The following is an 853-nucleotide window of genomic DNA, read 5'->3' as shown; positions in this document are numbered from 1 at the left end:
TGGGGTCGAGGGCGTCGCGCAGGCCGTCGCCGATGAAGGTCATCGACACGGTGAGCAGCACGACCAGTCCGGCGGGGAAGGCGAAGAGCCAGGGGGCGCTGGTGATGGTGCTCGCGCCGTCCGCGAGCATCGTGCCGAGCGAGACATCCGGGGTCTGGACGCCGAATCCCAGGAACGAGAGGGCGGTTTCGCTGAGCACGGTGGCCACGACACCGAGCGTCAGATTGACGATCAGCAGGGAGCCCAGGTTGGGGATGATGTGGCGCAGGATGATCCGCAGCGGTCCGACGCCCATGAACTCGGCCGCCTTCACATAGTCCCGTTCGCGCAGTGAGGTCGAGACCGACCAGATCACCCGCGCGGTGGACATCCAGCCGAACACGGTCAGCACGACGATCAGGACCCGCCAGTCGCCGGCCAGCCGGTGGGAGACCAGGGCGAGGATGAGGAACGAGGGGACGATCAGGAGGAAGTGGATGACGGCGAGGGTCACCCGCTCCACGCGGCCCCCGAAGTAGGCGGCGCCGGAGCCGATGATCGCGGCGAGGACGATGGTCAGTGCCGACACGCTCACGGCGATCGTCAGGGAGCGCTGGAGCCCGTGCACGGCGCAGGCGTAGATGTCGTTGCCGCCCTGGTTGGTGCCGAACCAGTGCAGGCCGCTCGGGGGCTGGGTGAGGGCGGTGAAGTCGGTGTCGGTGTACGTGTAGGAGGTGAGCCGGCCGCCGAGGGCCGCGAACAGCACCAGCAGGACGAGGATCACCACTCCGGCGACGGCGAGGCGGTTGCGCAGGAAGCGCCGCAGATAGAGCCGGCCGAGACCGAGGTTCGGCTGCTTCCGCGCGGTGGCCGC

Annotated in this window: 1 protein-coding gene; it reads right to left on the bottom strand. The window is 69.1% G+C overall.

Annotated elements, in window-relative coordinates; translation table 11 throughout:
* Positions 1-853 (bottom strand): ABC transporter permease (locus tag CCN72_RS37625; protein ID WP_244174688.1); only part of this gene is annotated, 853 nt, incomplete at both ends.

This window comes from Streptomyces murinus (assembly GCF_002154555.1).
Classification (GTDB): domain Bacteria; phylum Actinomycetota; class Actinomycetes; order Streptomycetales; family Streptomycetaceae; genus Streptomyces; species Streptomyces murinus.
Note: the sequence above shows the minus strand (reverse complement) of the source record. Positions and strands in the feature narration are given on the sequence as shown.